The 1,367-nt window shown below is 67.0% G+C and carries 2 protein-coding genes and 1 pseudogene; 2 read left to right on the forward strand and 1 reads right to left on the reverse strand.

The window, feature by feature from the left end:
* Positions 1-469, forward strand: a 469-nt coding sequence (locus BIS11_RS17645) for an ABC transporter ATP-binding protein (protein WP_253586737.1), incomplete at its 5' end; no start/stop codon positions are given.
* Positions 470-473: 4 nt separating this feature from the next.
* Here BIS11_RS17645 and BIS11_RS17650 read toward each other — a convergent pair.
* The gene (locus BIS11_RS17650) at positions 474-1,025 is read right to left on the reverse strand and encodes a DUF2062 domain-containing protein (protein ID WP_253422020.1); all 552 of its coding nucleotides are present in this window, start codon (positions 1,023-1,025) and stop codon (positions 474-476) included.
* A 91-nt stretch (positions 1,026-1,116) separates the two neighbouring features.
* Between BIS11_RS17650 and BIS11_RS17655 the strand changes: the two are divergent.
* Positions 1,117-1,367, forward strand: a pseudogene (locus BIS11_RS17655) (DNA internalization-related competence protein ComEC/Rec2); the annotation flags it as partial.

Here is a 1,367-nt window from a genome sequence, read left to right on the forward strand (position 1 = left end):
CAACGAGACTCAGCTGGGCCATTTTCGCAACCGCTACATCGGCTTCGTCTACCAGTTCCACCATCTTCTGGCCGAGTTCAGCGCGCTGGAGAACGCGGCGTTGCCGTTGATCATTCGCGGCCAGCGCAAGAAGGAGGCGGAGAAGCGCGCCATGGCGATTCTGGAGCGGGTGGGCATGAAGGCCCGCGCGGACCACAAGCCCGGCGAGCTTTCCGGCGGCGAGCGCCAGCGCGTGGCGATCGCACGCGCCTTGGTCACCGACCCGAGCCTCGTGCTGATGGACGAGCCCACGGGAAACCTGGACCAGACCACCGCCGGCACCATCCTCACCCTGATGGACGAGCTGGCCCGTGAAAGCGCCTGCGCCTTCGTCATCGTGACCCACGACCCGGGCCTTGCCGCCCACCAGGACCGCGTGCTGCGACTCGACGCGGGCAAGCTCCTCGAGCAGGAAAGGGCGCCCGCCTAGGGCGCTAGTCGTCGAACTCGGATTCGATACGTGCCCGACGCTGCCGGCGCTTTTGCCGGCGGCGTTTCCAGTTGTGAGAGACGTGCCAGCGCCAGATCAGGCGGATGGCGATATTGGCCAGCACCGCGACGATGATCGCCGTCACCACCGACCCCAGAAACAGCGGCGGCACGATGTCGTGCATCTGCTCGGCCAGCCAGCGGGTCGAGATCCGCGACGGCGCCTCGCGCACCGGCGCGCCCATCAGATAGGTTCCCACCCGATAGTTGAAGTAGAAGATCACCGGCATGGTCAGCGGGTTGGTGATCCACACAAGGCTCACCGATAGCGCCAGGTTGCAGCGAAACACCCGCGCGCCGAGGGCCGCCACCATCATCTGCAGCGGGATCGGCAGCATCGCGCAGAACAGCCCGACGCTGAAGGCGTTGGCCACGCTCTTGCGCGTCAGAAGCCAGAGCCCGGGGTCGGCGATCAGCGGCGCCATGAAGCGCAGCGAGCGCTGGCGCCTCAAGGTATCGGGCCTGGGCATGTAGCGCTGCAGGAAACGGCGCGGCATGTGGGGTACTCTTGGAAATAGTGCGCCCTATTATCCACATCGCGCAGCGCTTCGGCTACGCCGAGCGTTTAACGCCGAAGGCGGAGGAACGATGCAGCGAGGGATGGTCATTCCAGCGGCACTGGCCGCCCTCGGCGCGGCGCTGCTGACCTGGCAAAGCGGAGGCGAAGGGCGTCTGGGCCCGTGGGTCGGCGCGCTGGCGCTGATCATGCTGGTAATCGTCAACCGCTCGCCGCGGGCGATCGTCTGGCTGGCCGTCGCTGGCTGGGTGTTCGTCGCCGTTCACCACCAGTGGCAGCGCCAGCTGCCGGCGGGCCTGGCAGGCCAGGATCTGCAGGTAGA

Origin of the sequence: Halomonas sp. 707D4 (genome assembly GCF_024158685.1) — a bacterium.
In the GTDB taxonomy this organism is placed as follows: Bacteria; Pseudomonadota; Gammaproteobacteria; order Pseudomonadales; family Halomonadaceae; genus Vreelandella.

Excerpts from the sequence above, each read along its gene's own strand:
- BIS11_RS17650 (WP_253422020.1), bottom strand. The coding sequence starts at position 1,025 with ATGCCGCGCCGTTTCCTGCAGCGCTACATGCCCAGGCCCGATACCTTG.